Here is a 17779-nt window from a genome sequence, read left to right as displayed (position 1 = left end):
GAGATGTCCCGGAGGGACAGAGGGGGGTATGCGTCCGAAAATTCCGGGCCGAACGAAGGCCCAAATCCGGAGCATGCCACCTGATGCAGACCAACTTCACCCCCGCCCAGCTCACCGATCCGCATGTCGCTGAATCCGAGGGGATCCTGCGCAAATGCGTGCATTGCGGCTTCTGCACCGCGACCTGTCCGACCTATGTGACGCTCGGCAACGAACTCGACAGCCCGCGCGGCCGGATTTACCTGATCAAGGACATGCTGGAAAACGGCCGCCCGGCCGATGAGGAAGTGGTCACCCATATCGACCGCTGCCTGTCCTGCCTTGCCTGCATGACCACCTGTCCGTCCGGCGTCAATTACATGCATCTGGTCGACCACGCCCGCGTCCATATCGAGCAGACCTACAAGCGTCCCTTGAAAGACCGTCTGGTGCGCAGCGTGCTCGCGGCGGTTCTGCCCTATCCGGCAAGGTTCCGGCTGGCCTTGAAGGCGGCACGGCTGGGACGGCCGCTTGCGGCCGCGATGAAGCGCGTGCCGTTTTTCAAGACCTTCGGCGTCATGCTCGATCTGGCACCATCGGAGATCGCATCTGCCTCCACCGCGTCCGCGCCCGGCATCCGTGCCGCCCAAAGCGAAAAGCGCGGCCGGGTCGCGATCCTGACGGGCTGCGCCCAGCCGGTGCTGAAGCCCGGTATCAACGAGGCGGCCATCCGGCTGTTGACGCGGCTTGGCGTCGAGGTCGTGGTGCCGGACGGCGAGGGGTGTTGCGGCGCGCTGGTGCATCATATGGGCCGCGAGGAACAGGCGCTTGCGGCTGCGCGCCGCAATGTCGATGTCTGGATCAAGGCTGCCGACACGGGCGGGCTTGATGCCATCATCATCACCGCATCGGGCTGCGGCACCACCATCAAGGATTACGGCCATATGCTGAGGCTCGATCCGGCCTATGCGGACAAGGCTGCGCGGGTCTCGGCGTTTGCCAAGGATATCACCGAATATCTGGCAACGCTCGAGCTGCCGCGCCTGGAGCCGAAAACCCTGACCGTCGCCTATCATTCCGCCTGCTCGATGCAGCACGGCCAGAAGATCACGATGGCGCCGAAACTCCTGTTGCGCAATGCAGGCTTCACCGTCCGCGATCCGGCCGAGGGCCATCTCTGCTGCGGCTCGGCCGGCACCTACAACATCCTGCAACCGGAAATCTCGGCAACGCTAAAGGCCCGCAAGGTGAAAAATATCGAGGCCACCAAAGCCGACATCATCGCCACCGGCAATATCGGCTGCATCACCCAGATCGCCACCGGCACCACCATGCCGATCCTGCACACGGTAGAACTTTTAGACTGGGCCTACGGCGGCGAACGCCCTACAGAAATTCCACCCGCCCCTTGAGGGGGAGGGTCGGCGCAAAGCGCCGGGGTGGGGTGACCCACGGCATATACAATGACCACTGGCACTCGCGGTGTGTCACCCCCACCCGCGACTGCGCCGCGACCTCCCCCCTCAAGGGGGAGGTGGGAGACCGGCCGTCAGCTTTTCGGCAGGCTTTTGACACCCTCGCCTTGAGGGGGAGGGTCGGCGCAAAGCGCCGGGGTGGGGTGATCCACGGCCTATACAATGACCAATGGCACTCGCGGTGTGTCACCCCCACCCGCGACGATGTCGCGACCTCCCCCCTCAAGGGGGAGGTGGAATTCCCTCTTCTCCCCAGCGGGGAGAAGGTGGCCCGTAGGGCCGGATGAGGGGGCGGCACGCTCCGTTTCTACCGGAACATATCCCTCACGGCAGGCAAGACCGCGGTCCCCTCAACCGCCAAAAATCGTCCGCAGCAGATCGAGGCCGCGGTCGTCGAAGGAGACGGCGCCCTGCTTGTTGCCGGGGCCGACGACGATGACCTTGGTGCCGATCGAGGCGCGCTGGTAGAGGTGCTCGACATCCTTGTTCATCATGCGGATGCAGCCCGACGACATGTTGAGGCCGATCGTCCAGGGCTGGTTGGTGCCGTGGATGCGGAAGCCGGAATCGTTGCCGCCCTTGTAGAGATAGAGCGCGCGGGCGCCGAGCGGGTTGTCGATGCCGCCTTCCTGGTAGGCCGGAAGAATATGGCCCTTCTTGCGCTCGCGGGCGATCATTTCCTTCGGCGGCGTCCAGCCCGGCCATTCCGCCTTGCGCTGCACCTTGACGACGCCGGACCAGCCGAAGCCTTCGCGGCCGACGCCGATGCCGTAGCGGGTCGCCCGGTTCGGGCCTTCGATATAATAGAGATACTTGTTGTTGGTATCGACGATGATGGTGCCGGGCGCCTCATCCGTGCTCAGCCGCACCTTGGTGCGCCAGAATTTCTGCGCGGGCTTGCGTTCCATCGCCACCATCGTGACATCGGAGCCCGGCTTTGCGGCGGGCTCGCCCGGCATGAAAGCCGATGCGCTGGAGGCACCAAAAGCAACCGCAGCCGCAAGTCCGATCGCGGCCAATGTGTTAAACGTAGAGTTCATAGGCAATATCCCTCATCCGGTCCCAAGCTGCGAAACGCTATTCAATATCGCGTATTACGCAAGTCTTATGGGTTCAGGTTAGGGCAATTGTGATCGATCGGGCTGTCACCCAGGGAACCGCTGTTGCCGAAAGGCCACGTTGTGGCCCTCCGGCAGGTAAGCTTTGGCTTAGATGACGATGACCTTGGTGCCGACCTTCACGCGCTCGTAGAGGTCGGTGACATCCTCGTTGCGCATGCGGATGCAGCCCGACGAAACGGCATAACCGATTGTCCAGGGCGCATTGGTGCCGTGGATGCGGTAGAGCGTCGAGCCCAGATACATGGCGCGCGCACCCAGCGGATTTTCCGGGCCGCCGCTCATGCTCACCGGCAGGAAATGCCCCTTGGCCGCTTCGCGCGCCCGCATTTCGGCAGGCGGCGTCCAGTTCGGCCACTCGGCCTTGCGGGTCACCTTATGGGCGCCGGCCCATTCGAAACCGGGCTTGCCGACGCCGACGCCGTAGCGCCGGGCCTCGCCATTGCCGGTGACCAGGTAGAGGAAGCGGTTGTTTGTATCGATGACGATCGTGCCGGCCTTTTCCTTGCTGTCATAGGCAACGGTCTGTGGCAGGAATTGCGGATCCATCTGGCGCACCGGACGCTGGGCGCGCGTCATTGCGACGGGCTGCGCGACGCCTGCGCCGGAGCGCTGCACGCGCCTCTGGAACAGATATTGTTTTCGGGTGGCGCCCTGCGGCTCCACTGCGATAGGCCGCTGCTGGCGATAGACGACACGATCGGGCGTGCCGCCGAGCTGGGTCACCCAGGGGGCGGTAAGGTCCGGGCTGATGACAACGGGCGGCCGGTTCTGGTACCGGTCCTGCGCCTCGGCAAGACTGGTGAGCGCGACCAGCACGGATGTGGCAAGGATCAGGGTTTTCTTCAACATCGGACGGTTCACTACCTTTCGCCGGACTATCTCATGGCTTCGCCGTCCGCAGGATATGCGGGTGACGAGCCTTGCGGACGCCAATAAAAGAACTGGCGGAATGGAAAGATCGTGGCATCCGGCAGCAACCGAATGGTAAATGCCGGTTCATGAAAGGCCGCTTGGCCGGATAAAGCTTTGGGTAGGGTTATCGCGGGCTTTAGGACTATGGTTGGCAATTGGTAAACCGCAGTGCGGCGCGTTCACGGCGGGCCGTGTTGTTGTGGGTATCGAAAGAACTCAGGGAGAAACGCGTGACGGCAAAGGGCATCATCACCGGGGAGGACGGCAGGGATCGCTGCGCCTGGCATGCCAATCTGGCGGATTATCAGCGCTACCATGACGAGGAATGGGGCAAGCCGATGGCCGATGATATCAGGCTGTTTGAGAAGATCTGCCTGGAAGGCTTCCAGTCCGGCCTCTCCTGGCTCACCATCCTGCGCAAGCGCGAAGCGTTTCGCTCAGCCTTTGCCGGGTTTGATTTCGATGTGGTGGCAGGGTTTGGCGAAGAGGATATCGCCCGTTGCCTGGGCGATGCCGGGATCGTGCGCCATCGCGGCAAGATCGTCTCGACCATCAACAATGCCAGACGGGCGCAGGCACTGAAAGCCGAGTTCGGGTCGCTGGCGCGCTATTTCTGGAGCTATGAGCCGGGTGGCAATGAGCGGCCCAAAACTGTCACCTGGGAAGCGATCGCCGCCAACCCGACCACGCCGACCTCGACCGCGATCTCCAAGGACCTGAAAAAGCGCGGCTGGACCTTCGTCGGTCCGACCACGATCTACGCTTTCATGCAGGCAATGGGCCTTGTCAACGACCATATCGAAGGCTGCTACTGCCGCAGCCGCATCGAGGACCTGCGCCGCGCGTTCGTGCGGCCCTGACGGGTGCTGTGCAACGGCGCCCCGGCGGTTGACTGTCTTTACAACAGATCGTCGCCCGGCATGCCGTGTATCCGGGTTTTCGGACGGTTGTTCTGGTAGAGCAGCCCGATGGCGAAGATCACCAGCATGGCGCCGATCACCAGCCATTCGCCGCTGCCGGACATGGCCATGCCGGGAATGATGTTGGACCCTTGCAGGATCCACAACCCGCCAAGCAAGATGATGACGATGCCTGCGATATTCTTGAATACCTTCATGACGTCCTCCCACGCACTGGAGGAAATTATGTGCCCAAGGCCGCCTGCGGTCAACATCCCTCAAAAGCATGGGTTTTTGCTGTTGCAGACCGGTTCCAGCGCTCTCATGACCCGCAATGCGCGCCATCAGCGTCTCGCCGTCAGATTGCCGCGTTTGAAAACGCGAAAACCCCCTGCATCCGCCCGCTGGCATCGGCTGCGTTGATCGAGGATGTACCGATGCAGTACAGCGGGCCTTTGGAACTCTGCGTGCAATAACAAAAGGATGAGGCGGACGACGTTGCCTCTTCCAGAATGCTGAGCACGATTTTGCGGTGGTTGTCCGCATAGGCGCGGATGATGTCCAACAGTCCGCAAACGCTGTGTTCCAGCGCATGAACACGCTGGCCGATCTTGCCGAGCCGGAAAATGCCGCTGGAGAGATCGCAGTGCCAGCTCTCCATTACATAGTCATGCGCCGTCAGTTCGGCGACCCATTCCTCATGGGCGCGCGCGTCCTCGGGAAGGATCGTACCGAAGCCGGGTTTCACGAATCTGAGCATGCTCTTCCATCTTCAATGGCCGCCTGCGCGCGGAATTTTCAGGTCTGAGACAGGTCCATTGCGCGTTTCGGGCCACCATCAAAGAGGGCCTTGCCGGCAGGTGGACATGCGCCGGATGACGGATTTGCCGCCATTATGCAGGCGGTCGAAATTGGTCTTCATCGTCGTCAAGAAAATAGTCTGGCAATGCCGTCGCACAAACGGCGGCGGGAGAATATCGGTCCTTTCTTTAACCCATAAAAATTGCCATGTACAACTCCTGATTTCATGAAAAAACGTGTTCAAGTGCTATTTCCGGTCGAGCCAGACCGGCAATGTCAGGCGGGCCGGTGCATGACATAGAGGAACCGGGCGCGGCTGTTTCCCATCCGGGGCAGGGGCGTTGGTTGGCGGCATCCCGCGCTCCCGTTCCCGCGTCAGAGGCAATGGTGGTCGGGGGCGTCATTATTCATGGCTTGGCTAAGGGCCTGGATAGGCTGCCAGCGGCGCAAAGACTTGCCGCCTTGGCCTTGATCGGATAGGGAAAGCGCCAATTCCCATGACGGATCGGCAGGACCGGTCGACGCTGAAAGTGCTGTTGCCATGAACGACAAAAAGAAGAAGCCACAGAAGCTCAAAGCCCGCCTGCCGCGCGGTTTCGTCGATCGCTCCGCCGCCGATATCCGCGCCGTCGACGAGATGACCGCAAAGATCCGCGAAGTCTACGAGCGCTACGGTTTCGATCCTGTCGAAACGCCGCTGTTCGAATATACCGATGCGCTCGGAAAATTCCTGCCCGACAGCGACCGCCCTAACGAAGGCGTGTTTTCGCTGCAGGACGATGACGAGCAGTGGATGAGCGCCCGCTACGACCTGACGGCGCCGCTTGCCCGTCATGTCGCGGAAAATTTCAACGATATCCAGCTGCCCTACCGCACCTACCGCGCCGGCTATGTCTTCCGCAACGAAAAGCCCGGCCCCGGCCGCTTCCGCCAGTTCATGCAGTTCGACGCCGATACGGTCGGCGCTGCCGGCGTCCAGGCGGACGCCGAAATGTGCATGATGATGGCCGATACGATGGAAGCGCTCGGCATTGCGCGTGGGGATTATGTGATCCGGGTCAATAACCGCAAGGTCCTCGACGGCGTGCTCGAGGCCATCGGCCTTGGTGGGGATGAGAATGCGGGACGCCGCGTGATCGTACTCCGTTCTTTAGATAAGCTCGATAAGTTTTCTTGGGAAGATGTCGCCAAATTGCTAGGTAACGGCCGCAAGGATGAAAGTGGTGACTTCACAAAAGGCGCTCAACTTTCAGACAGCCAAATTCATGATTTGGGGCGATTTCACGAGTTTGCAATCAGGATCGCTGAAGCATATTTTCCGGACGCTGCACGGTTCTTATCTTTAAGGCCTGATATTGCTGAAGCACAATATGACCAAGTGCGGCAAGGATTCGCTGCTTTAGGGACTAATTCGGCTTTGTCGGAGGGTGTGGAAGAACTTATTACTATTCACAAGCTCGCTGCGTTTGCGGGGTATGTAAAAAATGGCTCGCGTAATGTTGAAAGAATAAAGCTGGACCCCTCTGTTATTCGTGGGCTCGAATATTACACAGGTCCCGTTTATGAGGCTGAACTTTTGTTTGCCGTTACCAACGAAAAGGGCGAAAAGGTCGTGTTCGGCTCGGTCGGCGGCGGTGGCCGTTATGATGGCCTGGTCTCGCGCTTCATGGGCCAGCCGGTTCCGGCAACGGGCTTTTCCATCGGCGTCTCGCGCCTGATGACGGCGCTGAAGAACCTCGGCAAGCTCGGCATGGAAGAGGTGATCGCCCCGGTCGTCGTCTGCGTCATGGACCGCGATATTGAGAGCCTCGGCAAATACCAGCAGTTCACCCAGGCGCTGCGCCATGCCGGTATCCGCGCCGAAATGTACCAGGGCAACAAGAAGAACTTTGGCGACCAGCTGAAATATGCCGACCGCCGCGGCTCGCCGCTCGCCATCATTCAGGGCGGCGACGAACGCGCGCAGGGATTGGTGCAGATCAAGGACCTGATCGAGGGCAAGCGCCTGTCCGGCGAGATCGAGGACAACACGGCATGGCGCGAAGCCCGCGTCGCCCAGGTCTCGGTGCCGGAGACAGACCTCGTTGCCAAGGTGCGCGAAATGCTGGCCGGGCAGGCGGAAGACCGGGCGCGGGCCAGCAAGGACATTTGAACGTGAGGCGCGTGAACCCCCCTCTGTCAGCGTTGCTGACATCTCCCCCTCAAGGGGGGAGAGTGTTCTTTTCCCTTACGCCTCTTGCAAGGGAGGCACAAAACATGCGGCCAATCTCCCCCCTTGAGGGGGAGATGTCACGGAGTGACAGAGGGGGGTATGCCTGCCTCAATTGTAAGGTCTATTCCCCATGCCCCTGATCAACCTTCCAGCCTTTGCCGCTGATCTTCTCGCGGATTTCGAGCGGCTGGGCACCCTGCGTGTCGATACGCCGGTCATCCAGCCGGCCGAGCCGTTCCTCGATATGGCCGGCGAGGACCTGCGCCGCCGTATTTTCATGACCGAAAGCGAGACCGGCAAGAGCCTGTGCCTGCGGCCGGAATTCACCATTCCCGTCTGCCTGCGCCATATCGAGACCGCCACCGGCACGCCGCAGCGTTACTCCTATCTCGGCGAGATTTTCCGCCAGCGGCGGGAAGGGGCTAATGAATTCTACCAGGCCGGCATCGAGGATCTCGGCGAAACGGATGTGGCAAGTGCGGATGCCCGCGCCATCAGCGATGCCATCGCGATCCTGACTGCGCGCCTGCCGGGCAAAAAGCTCGACGTGACGCTGGGCGATCAATCGGTGTTCGAGGCAGTCGTTGCCGCCTGCGGCCTGCCCGCCGGCTGGCAGAAGCGGCTGATCCATGCCTTCGGCAATCCCGCCCAGATCGACACGCTGTTGACGCGGCTTTCACGCCCGCAGCCGGTAACGGGGCTGAGCGCCGAGATCGAGGCGCTGCTGTCGTCCGGCGATGAGGCCACTCTGATTGCCCATCTGGACGAGACGATGGAGGCGACCGGCTATTCCACCAATGCCAGCCGCAGCCCGAAGGAAATCGCAGCGCGGCTGAAGGAAAAGCGGGCGCTCGAAAAGACCGCGCTCGATGGCCGGACGCTCGCCGTCCTACGCGAATTCCTCTCTCTCAACATGCCGCTTGCCGATGCGCCGGCAGCTTTGTTTGCATTTGCGGAAAAATCCGGCCTGACGCTCGATGGCGCCCTGTCGCGGTTCGATGCCCGCGTCGCAGCACTCGGCAATGCCGGTGTCGATGCAAAAGCGCTCGCCTACCGCGCCGCCTTTGGCCGCCCGCTCGATTATTATACCGGCATGGTGTTCGAGATCGCCATCGAGGGCTCCCCGGCGGTGCTGGCCGGTGGCGGCCGTTTCGACCGGCTGATGACGCTGTTGGGCGCCAAGGAACGCATTCCGGCCGTTGGCTTCGCGCTCTGGCTCGACCGGATGGAACAGGCGCTTGCCAAGCCGCACGGCGTCGCCACGCGCAAACCGGAGGCCGCACAATGACCATCACCATCGCGCTGCCCTCCAAGGGCCGGATGAAGGACGATGCCTCCGCTATTTTCGAAAAGGCAGGCCTGAAAATCGTCGCCGTCGGCAATGAACGGTCCTATCGCGGCCGCGTCGAAGGTCTCGACGATGTCGAGATCGCGTTTCTGTCCGCATCGGAAATCTCGCGCGAAATCGGCGCAGGCTCGATCGATTTCGGCGTCACCGGTGAAGACCTGATCCGCGAGGGACTGTCGGAAGCCGATGCCCGCGTCGAATTCTGCGCCCGGCTCGGTTTCGGCCATGCCGATGTCGTGGTCGCCGTCCCGGAAATCTGGCTCGATGTGGATACGATGGCCGATCTCGGCGACGTTGCCGCCGATTTCCGCGCCCGTCACGGCCGCAGACTGGCAATCGCCACCAAATACTGGCGCCTGACCCAGCAGTTCTTCTCCTCCCAGCATGGCATCCAGCTTTACCGCATCGTCGAAAGCCTGGGCGCCACCGAAGGCGCGCCGGCCTCCGGCTCCGCCGATATCATCGTCGATATCACCTCGACCGGCTCGACCCTGAAGGCCAACCACCTGAAGATCCTGTCTGACGGCATCATGCTGCGGTCGCAGGCCTGCCTGGTGCGGGCCCGCAAGGCCGGCCATGCGGACGACCCGGCCGTGACAAGGATTATCGAGGCGGTGCAGGCGGCGGTCGCTTAGCCCAACCGCTTGCCGTCACTCATCCTTTAAAGTCTGACCTAGCACCGCAGCATAGTCACGGCGGCCCCAGAAGACATTTGTGATCCAGACTACCTGGTTTTCAACGACGTAGAGAATAACGGCCTTGCGCTCGAAGGGTACGATGCGGATGCTCGGACCCAGATCGTCTCTTGAGACACCGCCAAAGGGCGCATCGCCAATTTTCTCGCAGCGCTCGAACACCCGGTCGGTGAACCGGGCGGCCGTCACCGCATCGGAGCTGGCTTGAAGGACGTCGTCGAACAGCCGCTCGATATCTTCAACCGCATCGGTGCGATACTCGACCGGAAGCCGCTGCACTGTGCTCAACCATTGTGTTTTGCATAAAGCGCGTCGAGCCGCGCGCGCACCTGTTGACCGGTCAGGTTCGGCCGGGAGTCTTCGAGTGAATGTTTTACCCGGGCCCGCAATACTTCCAGACGCTTTTCATGCTCTTCTTCAAGGCGCAGCCAGGTCCGCATTGCCTCGCGAATGACCTCGCTGGTCGAGGCGTGGGACCCGGCTTCGACGCGGCTTTTGATCGCATCGACCATTTCGGAGGGAAGCGTGATGCTCAGTTTCTCCACCATAAGGCAGCTCCAAAGTTTGCTGGGTGGCAGAGTAGGATAAAATCCCCCTGGAGCAAACCTCCAAAATTTCCAAAACCTCACCCTGACATTTTGGACACGACTGTCTTATATTCGAATTCCCACCTCAAGGAGTTCCTCATGGCCGATCTCAGTTCCTTCCCGATCACCACCCGCTGGCCTGCCAAAAATCCTGATATTATCCAGCTCTATTCGCTGCCGACGCCAAATGGCGTGAAGGTTTCGATCGCGCTGGAAGAACTCGGTCTGGCCTATGAGCCGCACCTGATCTCCTTTGGCACCAATGACCAGAAAACGCCGGAATTCCTGTCGCTCAACCCCAACGGCCGCATTCCCGCGATCATCGATCCGAATGGCCCGGACGGAAAGCCGATCGGCCTGTTCGAATCCGGCGCCATCCTCGTCTACCTCGCCGAAAAGACCGGCAAGCTTATTCCTGCCGATGCGGCCGGGCGCTACGAGACGCTGGCATGGGTGATGTTCCAGATGGGCGGCGTCGGGCCGATGTTCGGCCAGTTCGGCCATTTCTTCAAATTCGCCGCCGACAAGGTCGCCAATAATTCCTATCCGATGGAACGCTACCGGGATGAAGCCAAGCGGCTTTTGGGTGTGCTGGAAGGCCGCCTTGAAGGACGCACATGGTTGATGGGGGATCAATATACCATCGCCGACATCACCACCTATTCCTGGATCGAGGGTGCCCGCAAATTCTATGGCGCAGCCGATGTGCTGGAATATGCGAGCTTCCCGAACGTTATGGCCTGGGTCGATCGTGCGCTTGCCCGGCCGGCTGTCCAGAAGGGCATGGAAATTCCCAAGCGCGACTGATCGCGCGCATGCCCCGATCCACACCCAATCCACACCCCAATCTACACATTGTCCGCCCGAGTTGACGGCACTCGGGCGGACAGGCTACGTCTGAGGAAAAGAAGCATTCTCGACGGGTGGAACAAACGTGACAGGCAGACTTGTTGTGGTGGGCGGCGGTCAGGCCGCTTTTGCGTTGGTGGCGAAGCTGCGGGCCCTGAAGGACGAGCGCCCGATCACGATCGTGGCGGCGGAAGCCAGCCACCCCTATCAGCGGCCGCCGCTGTCAAAGAAATACCTTCTGCGCGAGATGGACCTGGACCGGCTGCTCTACCGGCCGGAAAGCTGGTACGCCGAGCATAATATCGACATCCACCTCTCCACGTCGGTGACGGCGATCGATCGTCTGGCCAAGACGGTCACCCTCAGCGACGGTGCGACACTGAACTATGACGTGCTGGCGCTCGCCACCGGCTCGACGCCGCGCAAGCTGCCGGCCAGTCTCGGCGGCGACCTCGAGGGCGTTTTCGTGGTGCGCGATTTCACCGATGCCGACCGGCTTGCCGGCGAAATGCAGCCCGGCAAGCATGCGCTGATCATCGGCGGCGGCTATATCGGGCTGGAGGCAGCGGCGGTGGCGCGCTCGAGCGGGCTGGATGTCACCGTCATCGAAATGGCCGACCGCATTTTGCAGCGCGTCGCATCCGTTGCCACATCCTATCTCGTCAAGGATATCCATACCTCGCGCGGCGTCGATATCCGCGAAGGCACGGGCCTTGTCCGGCTGGTCGGCACCGATGGCCGGGTAACATCAGCGGAACTGACAGATGGGTCCACCATCCCGGTCGATCTCGTCATCGTCGGCATCGGCGTCACCGCCAATGATGCGCTGGCGCAGGCTGCGGGTCTCGACGTCGCCAATGGCATCATCGTCGATGGTTTCGGCCGCACATCCGACCCTTCGATCCATGCGATGGGCGATTGCGCCGTTCTACCGTGGAAGGACATGCGCATCCGGCTGGAATCGGTGCAGAATGCGGTCGATCAGGCCGAGGCCGTGGCTGCTCTGCTCGCCGGTGGCGAAGCGCCCTATGATCCAAAACCCTGGTTCTGGTCGGATCAGTATGACGTCAAGCTGCAGATCGCCGGTTTCGGCCACGGGCATGACGAGACGGTGGTGCGCAAGGGACAGCGCGAGGGCAGTGTTTCCGTCTGGTATTTCACGGCCGGCAAGCTGGTTGCCGTCGATGCGCTCAACGATGCCAAGGCCTATGTCACCGGCAAGAAGCTGCTCGACCTCGGCCTAACGCCCGACCGCGCCCGTCTGGAAGATCCCCAGACGGATTTGAAGACGCTGCTGCCGTAACGGCTGGCGATTGTCCTATTGATGGCGGGTGAAAACATGTCTGCGCGCTTCCAGCTGGAAGCGTGGAAAGAAGAACACGCCGGTGATCGCGCCGGAATAGCGCTGTTCCAGACCGGTGGATTCGCCGATGCAGAAAACCGGCTGCTTCTGGCCGGATGAGAGAATGATCGTCGTCGAAAAGCAGAAGGACGAGGAGGTCGTCGCCGCCTGTTCGAACAGCGCCAGAACATGATTGCGGTCGGCGCTGTCATAGCAGCGCACCAGGTTGAGCAGGCCGCATTCCGAATGGCTGAGGCCGTGCATGGCAGCAGCGCTGTCGCCGAGACGAAAGAGCCCGTTCGACAGGTCGCCCGACCAGGCTTCGGAAAAGCAGAATTGACCGAGCGCTTCCAGCCCGCTTTCGCCATGCGCAAAGGACTCCGCGCCCGGCGGCTGTGACAGACCTGTTCTTGCAATTTTAAACAAGGCAGGCCCCGGAATATTCACAAAATCCGAAATTCATTCGTCTCTTCCCATAAAGGGTTTTCAAGAAACAATTTCCAGTTTGCAGCATAACCATACGGCAATTTCAGTAGAAATCCGGGGCAGGCCTGCGACAGAAAAAGGAAAGCTCAACTTTAAGGTCCTGCCAGGGTGCAGCAAGACAAAACAAATTGTACGCGAGGAAAATCTATAGGCTTTGCGGTCTGGGATCAAAGGAATGTTGGGTAAACAGTTAATACGGAAAAATTGATATAGTGTGTCTTCAATTCTTCCGGTCTTTTAGACCCCTCGTGACTCTGTGGTTCACTTGGTGCGCTGTTATAATTGCTTTTTCAGCCGCTTCAATGGGCTTGTGACAAATATTTTGCAGTCCTGGAGAAAGATTGGAGATTGCAGCTATGATCCCCGGTTCAATCAGAAAATGCTCCGCGAAGGGGGGAGCGACCAGAGGATGAGGCTGCGTCTTTGCCGCCATCAAGCGCGCAAAAAAAGGGCGAACCTTGCGGCTCGCCCTTTCCCGTTCCGGATGTCCGGAAGATGGCTTCGTAACAGGCTGACGCCTGATTACATCATGCCGCCCATGCCACCCATGCCGCCCATGTCAGGCATGCCGCCGCCAGCCGATTCCTTCTTCGGCAGTTCGGCAATCATGGCTTCCGTGGTGATCAGCAGCGAAGCAACCGAAGCTGCGTTCTGCAGGGCTGTGCGGACAACCTTGACCGGATCGACGATACCCATGGCGATCATGTCGCCGAATTCGCCGGTCTGGGCATTGTAGCCGAAGTTGTCGGTGTTGCTTTCGAGGATCTTGCCAACGATGATCGAACCTTCGTCGCCTGCGTTTTCAGCGATCTGGCGAACCAGCGACTGAAGTGCCTTGCGGATGATGGAGATACCGGCCGTCTGATCGTCGTTTGCGCCCTTGAGGTCGAGAACGATCGAGGCACGCAGCAGAGCCGTACCACCACCAGGAACGATACCTTCCTGAACGGCAGCGCGCGTTGCGTTCAGCGCGTCGTCGATACGGTCCTTCTTTTCCTTCACTTCGATTTCAGTCGCACCGCCGACGCGGATAACGGCAACGCCGCCAGCGAGCTTGGCAAGACGTTCCTGCAGCTTTTCGCGGTCGTAATCGGATGTGGTTTCTTCGATCTGGCCCTTGATCTGAGCAACGCGGCCTTCGATTTCGGCCTTCTTGCCAGCGCCATCAACGATGGTGGTGTTTTCCTTGGAGATCGAAACCTTCTTCGCACGGCCGAGCATTTCGAGCGTGACGTTTTCCAGCTTGATGCCGATGTCTTCGGAGATAACCTGGCCACCGGTTAGGATCGCGATGTCTTCGAGCATGGCCTTGCGGCGATCGCCGAAGCCCGGAGCCTTGACGGCAGCAATCTTCAGGCCGCCACGCAGCTTGTTGACGACGAGCGTCGCAAGCGCTTCGCCTTCGACGTCTTCCGAGATGATCAGGAGCGGCTTGCCGGTCTGAACGACGGCTTCGAGAACCGGAAGCATGGCCTGCAGGTTGGAGAGCTTCTTCTCATGGAGAAGGATGTAAGCGTCTTCCAGCTCGGCAACCATCTTTTCAGGGTTGGTCACGAAGTAAGGCGAGAGATAGCCGCGGTCGAACTGCATGCCTTCGACGACTTCGAGTTCGGTTTCGGCGGTCTTGGCTTCTTCAACCGTGATGACGCCTTCATTGCCGACCTTCTGCATCGCTTCAGCGATGTACTGGCCGATTTCCTTTTCGCCATTGGCGGAGATCGTGCCGACCTGGGCCACTTCTTCCGAAGTGTTGATCTTCTTGGCCTTGGCAACGAGGTCCTTGACGATGGCTGCGACAGCGAGGTCGATGCCGCGCTTCAGGTCCATCGGGTTCATGCCGGCTGCAACGGCCTTGCCGCCTTCGCGAACGATGGCCTGGGCAAGAACGGTCGCCGTCGTCGTGCCGTCACCGGCGATGTCGTTGGTCTTCGAAGCAACTTCGCGGACCATCTGGGCGCCCATGTTTTCGAACTTGTCTTCGAGTTCGATTTCCTTGGCGACGGAAACGCCGTCCTTGGTGATGCGCGGTGCGCCGAAGGACTTGTCGATGATGACGTTACGGCCCTTCGGACCGAGCGTGACCTTCACTGCGTCTGCGAGGATGTCGACGCCGCGCAGCATCTTTTCGCGCGCGGTACGGCCGAACTTAATTTCTTTGGCTGCCATGTTAAAAACTCCCGGGCTGGTGCCCAATTGGTTTTATGGAAAGTAAACGGGTGGAAACCGGCTGGATCAGCCGATGATGCCCATGATGTCGGCTTCCTTCATGATCAGAAGGTCTTCGCCGTTGAGCTTGACTTCGGTGCCCGACCACTTGCCGAACAGAACGCGGTCGCCAGCCTTGACGTCGAGCGCGACGAGCGTGCCCTTGTCGTCACGGGTGCCGGTGCCGACGGCGACGATTTCGCCTTCCTGCGGCTTTTCCTTGGCGGTATCTGGAATGATGATGCCGCCCTTGGTCTTTGCTTCAGACTCGACACGGCGTACGACGACGCGGTCATGCAGCGGGCGGAAATTGGTGCTTGTCATTGTCTAATCCCTCGATCAAATGACTTCACGGATCGTCTTTGCGATCCGATGGATGGATGTTAGCACTCCTCTTGTCTGAGTGCTAGCGGCTTGGAGATAAGGACGGCCGCGAGATGAGTCAAGAACGGCCTGTCGAAAATATTTCATCGATCATGGTTATCTGACCGGCATGCTCTTGCCCCAACAACACGACCTGAATGTGACACCCGCCCATCCGTCCTTCACTGAAGCTGCAAAAGTCTGGGCGCGGATCGGTGTTTTGAGTTTCGGCGGCCCGGCAGGCCAGATCGCCCTGATGCACCGCGAACTGGTGGAGGAACGCCGCTGGATTTCGGAAAGCCGGTTTTTACATGCGCTGAATTTCTGCATGCTGTTGCCGGGGCCGGAAGCCCAGCAGCTCGCCACCTATATCGGCTGGCTGCTGCATGGCACGCGCGGCGGTATCGTCGCGGGACTGCTTTTCGTCTTGCCCGGCTTTTTCGTCATACTCGGCCTGTCGTCGGCCTATGGGCTGTTTCAGCAGACGGACTGGCTGACCGGCCTGTTCTTCGGCCTGAAGGCGGCGGTGCTGGCCATCGTCATCGAGGCCGTCATCCGCGTCGGCCGCCGGGCGTTGAAAACGCGGTTCGCGCTCCTCGTGGCCGTGCTCGCCTTTGCCGCGCTGTTCTTTTTCAATCTGCCGTTTCCGCTGGTCGTCCTGGTTGCCGGCATCGCCGGATACGTCGCCACGCGCCTGCAGCCGGCAACGGGCGAAAAGGCCGTTGCGGCGGCGGCAAAACAGGCGCTTGCCGACCGTCCATCGGTCATCGACGGCAGTTTTCAAGGAGGTGCCGCAAGCTGGACGCGCACATTCCAGGTTCTCGCCACCTGGCTTCTCCTGTGGATCGCGCCGTTCCTCGTCATCGGCGCAGCGCTCGGCTTCTCTACCGTCTACACCGATATCGGACTGTTCTTCTCGAAAATGGCGGTGGTCACCTTTGGCGGCGCCTATGCGGTGCTGGCCTATGTGGCGCAGCAGGCGGTGGAGACCTATCATTGGCTGAAACCCGGCGAAATGCTCGATGGCCTGGCGCTGGCAGAAACCACGCCCGGACCGCTGGTGCTGGTTTTGTCCTTCGTCGGCTTTATGGCCGCGTTTCGCGCGCCGCTTGGTTTTGAGCCGCTGCTGTCGGGCATGCTCGGCGCGGCACTGGCGACCTGGGTAACGTTCGTTCCCTGTTTCCTCTGGATCTTTCTCGGCGCCCCCTATGTCGAGACCCTGCGCAGCAACAGGGCGCTGTCGGGCGCGCTGTCGGCAATCTCGGCGGCAGTCACCGGCGTCATCCTCAATCTGGCCGTCTGGTTTGGCCTGCACGTCGTTTTTTCCGGCGTGCGGCGTTTGGAGATCGGCCCGGTTTCCATGCCGCTCCCCGTCTGGGACACGTTCCAGCCGGCGTCCTTCTGCCTCGCGCTTCTGGCTGCCGTGCTGTTGTTTTTCTTCAAGCGCGGCGTCGTGCTGACGCTGGCCATCTGCGCGGTTGCCTGTTGGCTGGTGCGCGGATTTTAGCGTCCAGGACCAGTCTGACGCCGGAAACCTTGGAATTCCGCCGCCATTTTCCCGATGAAGACTTGTGTTTTTACCGCCTGCCTGCGATGTCAGCCCGACCATTTCTTTTCTGCGGGAAGCCAGCATGGCCGTTCGGATCAACAGTTTTCGCGACATTGCCAGCCGCTATGATGTCGTGCTGTGCGATGTCTGGGGCGTGCTGCACAATGGCGTGGAGGCTTTCAAGGGGGCCTGCGAGGCGCTGACCGAAGCGCGCGCCAAGGGTCTGACCGTCGTCCTCATCACCAATTCGCCGCGCCCGCATCCCGGCGTCATCGTCCAGATCCGCGGCCTTGGCGTGCCCGATAGCGCCTATGACCGCATCGTCACATCAGGCGATGTCACCCGCGCGCTGATTTCGGCTGGGCCGAAGAAGGTCTATTTCATCGGCGCCGAACGGGACCTGCCGCTGCTCGAAGGCCTCGGCGTCAACCTGGTTTCGTCCGAGGAAGCCGAGATCGTCGTCTGCGCCGGCTTTTTCGATGACGAAAACGAGACGGCCGAAGACTACCGCGCTACGCTCTCCAGTCTTGCCAAACGCAAGGTTCCGTTCATTTGCGCCAATCCTGATCTCGTCGTCGAGCGTGGCCACAAGCTGATCCCCTGCGCCGGTGCCATCGCCAAGGTCTATGAGGAACTGGGCGGCGAAACCCGGATTTCCGGCAAACCCTATGTGCCAATCTACCGCGCGTCCCTGTCGGAAGCCAAGGCCGTGCGCGGCGGGCTCGACCTGACACGGGTGATCGCTGTCGGCGACGGCATGCCGACGGACGTCAAGGGCGCCCAGGATTTCGGCCTTGACCTGCTTTATATCAGCGCCGGTATTCATGCCGCCGAATATATGATCGGCGAAAAGACCGATGAGGCCAAATTGACGGCATTCCTGAAAAGCGAGGGTGCCACGCCGAAATGGTGGATGCCCAGGCTCGCGTGACGGATTTGGCGTGATCGACTTTGAC

The 17779-nt window shown here is 60.7% G+C and carries 18 protein-coding genes; 9 read left to right on the top strand and 9 right to left on the bottom strand.

Features of this window, described 5'->3' with window-relative positions:
- Window positions 1–83: 83 nt before the first annotated feature.
- A complete protein-coding gene (gene glcF / locus ASD32_RS00185) occupies window positions 84–1391 on the top strand; it encodes a glycolate oxidase subunit GlcF (RefSeq protein ID WP_060635902.1) in 1308 nt (435 codons plus the stop codon).
- 413 nt (window positions 1392–1804) lie between these two features.
- On the opposite strand, the gene ASD32_RS00175 is transcribed toward glcF, so the two are convergent.
- Together ASD32_RS00175 and ASD32_RS00170 are read right to left on the bottom strand one after the other, a co-directional pair.
- Window positions 1805–2494: a L,D-transpeptidase gene (locus ASD32_RS00175; protein ID WP_060635900.1), complete on the bottom strand. Its 690-nt coding sequence runs from the start codon at window positions 2492–2494 to the stop codon at window positions 1805–1807.
- A 168-nt stretch (window positions 2495–2662) separates the two neighbouring features.
- Window positions 2663–3424, bottom strand: coding sequence for a L,D-transpeptidase (locus ASD32_RS00170; RefSeq protein ID WP_060635899.1), 762 nt, complete (start codon window positions 3422–3424; stop codon window positions 2663–2665).
- A gap of 293 nt (window positions 3425–3717) precedes the next feature.
- Between ASD32_RS00170 and ASD32_RS00165 the strand changes: the two genes are divergently transcribed.
- Window positions 3718–4347: a DNA-3-methyladenine glycosylase I gene (locus tag ASD32_RS00165; RefSeq protein ID WP_060635898.1), complete on the top strand. Its 630-nt coding sequence runs from the start codon at window positions 3718–3720 to the stop codon at window positions 4345–4347.
- A gap of 38 nt (window positions 4348–4385) precedes the next feature.
- Here ASD32_RS00165 and ASD32_RS00160 read toward each other — a convergent pair whose 3' ends face one another.
- Window positions 4386–4604 carry a hypothetical protein gene (locus ASD32_RS00160; protein WP_060635897.1) on the bottom strand — a complete coding sequence of 73 codons (219 nt, stop codon included), beginning with the start codon at window positions 4602–4604 and terminating at the stop codon, window positions 4386–4388.
- A 140-nt stretch (window positions 4605–4744) separates the two neighbouring features.
- Window positions 4745–5146 carry a hypothetical protein gene (locus ASD32_RS00155; RefSeq protein WP_060635896.1) on the bottom strand — a complete coding sequence of 134 codons (402 nt, stop codon included), beginning with the start codon at window positions 5144–5146 and terminating at the stop codon, window positions 4745–4747.
- 582 nt (window positions 5147–5728) lie between these two features.
- On the opposite strand from ASD32_RS00155, the gene hisS reads away from it, so the two are divergent.
- The 3 genes from hisS to hisG all read left to right on the top strand — a co-directional run bounded on the left by hisS (window position 5729) and on the right by hisG (window position 9382).
- Window positions 5729–7339, top strand: coding sequence for a histidine--tRNA ligase (gene hisS / locus ASD32_RS00150; protein WP_060635895.1), 1611 nt, complete (start codon window positions 5729–5731; stop codon window positions 7337–7339).
- Between the two features lie 190 nt (window positions 7340–7529).
- Window positions 7530–8687, top strand: a complete 1158-nt coding sequence (locus ASD32_RS00145) for an ATP phosphoribosyltransferase regulatory subunit (RefSeq protein WP_060635894.1) — start codon at window positions 7530–7532, stop codon at window positions 8685–8687.
- Window positions 8684–9382 (top strand): ATP phosphoribosyltransferase, encoded by a 699-nt coding sequence (gene hisG, locus ASD32_RS00140; protein WP_060635893.1) that lies wholly within the window; start codon window positions 8684–8686, stop codon window positions 9380–9382. The genes ASD32_RS00145 and hisG overlap by 4 nt, the downstream gene beginning before the upstream one ends.
- A gap of 15 nt (window positions 9383–9397) precedes the next feature.
- On the opposite strand, the gene ASD32_RS00135 is transcribed toward hisG, so the two are convergent.
- Window positions 9398–9721: a type II toxin-antitoxin system RelE/ParE family toxin gene (locus ASD32_RS00135; protein WP_060636227.1), complete on the bottom strand. Its 324-nt coding sequence runs from the start codon at window positions 9719–9721 to the stop codon at window positions 9398–9400.
- Between the two features lie 5 nt (window positions 9722–9726).
- Window positions 9727–9990 (bottom strand): ribbon-helix-helix domain-containing protein, encoded by a 264-nt coding sequence (locus ASD32_RS00130; protein WP_060635892.1) that lies wholly within the window; start codon window positions 9988–9990, stop codon window positions 9727–9729.
- 138 nt (window positions 9991–10128) lie between these two features.
- Between ASD32_RS00130 and ASD32_RS00125 the strand changes: the two genes are divergently transcribed.
- Both ASD32_RS00125 and ASD32_RS00120 read left to right on the top strand, forming a co-directional pair.
- Window positions 10129–10836 (top strand): glutathione binding-like protein, encoded by a 708-nt coding sequence (locus ASD32_RS00125; protein WP_060635891.1) that lies wholly within the window; start codon window positions 10129–10131, stop codon window positions 10834–10836.
- A gap of 127 nt (window positions 10837–10963) precedes the next feature.
- Window positions 10964–12181 carry an FAD-dependent oxidoreductase gene (locus tag ASD32_RS00120; protein WP_060635890.1) on the top strand — a complete coding sequence of 406 codons (1218 nt, stop codon included), beginning with the start codon at window positions 10964–10966 and terminating at the stop codon, window positions 12179–12181.
- Between the two features lie 15 nt (window positions 12182–12196).
- Here the strand turns inward: ASD32_RS00120 and ASD32_RS00115 are convergent, their stop codons facing one another.
- From ASD32_RS00115 to groES, 3 genes are all read right to left on the bottom strand, one after another.
- The gene (locus ASD32_RS00115; protein WP_244490068.1) at window positions 12197–12622 is read right to left on the bottom strand and encodes a hypothetical protein; all 426 of its coding nucleotides are present in this window, start codon (window positions 12620–12622) and stop codon (window positions 12197–12199) included.
- Between the two features lie 606 nt (window positions 12623–13228).
- Window positions 13229–14872, bottom strand: coding sequence for a chaperonin GroEL (gene groL / locus ASD32_RS00110; protein WP_060635889.1), 1644 nt, complete (start codon window positions 14870–14872; stop codon window positions 13229–13231).
- Between the two features lie 66 nt (window positions 14873–14938).
- Window positions 14939–15235, bottom strand: a complete 297-nt coding sequence (groES, locus tag ASD32_RS00105) for a co-chaperone GroES (protein WP_060635888.1) — start codon at window positions 15233–15235, stop codon at window positions 14939–14941.
- 169 nt (window positions 15236–15404) lie between these two features.
- On the opposite strand from groES, the gene chrA reads away from it, so the two are divergent.
- Together chrA and ASD32_RS00095 are read left to right on the top strand one after the other, a co-directional pair.
- Window positions 15405–16781, top strand: a complete 1377-nt coding sequence (gene chrA / locus ASD32_RS00100) for a chromate efflux transporter (protein WP_060635887.1) — start codon at window positions 15405–15407, stop codon at window positions 16779–16781.
- 124 nt (window positions 16782–16905) lie between these two features.
- Window positions 16906–17754: a TIGR01459 family HAD-type hydrolase gene (locus tag ASD32_RS00095; protein WP_060636225.1), complete on the top strand. Its 849-nt coding sequence runs from the start codon at window positions 16906–16908 to the stop codon at window positions 17752–17754.
- Window positions 17755–17779 lie beyond the last annotated feature (25 nt).

Origin of the sequence: Rhizobium sp. Root483D2, from assembly GCF_001426685.1 — a bacterium.
GTDB classification, from domain to species: Bacteria; Pseudomonadota; Alphaproteobacteria; order Rhizobiales; family Rhizobiaceae; genus Pararhizobium; species Pararhizobium qamdonense.
Note: the sequence above shows the minus strand (reverse complement) of the source record. Positions and strands in the feature narration are given on the sequence as shown.